This window comes from Massilia sp. TSP1-1-2, from assembly GCF_049896185.1.
Classification (GTDB): Bacteria; Pseudomonadota; Gammaproteobacteria; order Burkholderiales; family Burkholderiaceae_D; genus Telluria_A.
On the sequence record NZ_JAFCTU010000188.1, the window covers coordinates 1 to 642 of the forward strand.

The window sequence follows — 642 nt, forward strand, 5'->3', positions numbered from 1 at the left end:
ATCGAAGCTCACGGCATCTTGCCCAAGCGTATAGGCGTCCTGGTGCATGACTGCTGGGCGCCGTACTGGAAGCTTGATGATTCCATTCATGCCTTGTGCAATGCCCATCTTTTACGCGAGCTGGTGTATGTGAAAGAAATCACTGGACAGGCATGGCCTGATGCGATGACTAACTTGCTGCTGGACGCCAACAAGTTATGTGAGGCGGCCCGAAAAAAACAAACGACGTTCGGCGTCGACGATATTGCCGCCTTCCGCACGCTCTATGACGCAATCGTGCACGCCGGCGAGCAACTCAATCCCGAAGCAATAAAGACCGCCGGGAGGCAAGGGCCCGTCAAACAGTCGGTCGCCTTCAATTTGCTCAAACGCTTCCGGCTCCATGCCGACGCCGTTCTACTGTTCATCACCGACCACGCCGTCCCGTTTACAAACAATCTTGGGGAGCGCGCCGTGCGCATGCCCAAAGTGAAGCAGAAAATATCTGGCTGCTTCCGCACCGTCACGGGCGCCGACAATTTCTGCGTCATCCGCTCATGTCTCGACACGCTACGCAAACAAGGCTATGGAATGCTGGAGGTCTTGCTTCGGGCCTTCACAGGCAATCCTATCCAGCTCGCAGCATAGCGGCTGAACAGTCAC

Annotated in this window: 1 protein-coding gene; it reads left to right on the forward strand. The window is 55.9% G+C overall.

Annotated features, from left to right (window positions below):
* Positions 1-627 (forward strand): IS66 family transposase (locus tag ACP7BV_RS27625; protein WP_426108111.1); only part of this gene is annotated, 627 nt, incomplete at its 5' end.
* Positions 628-642 lie beyond the last annotated feature (15 nt).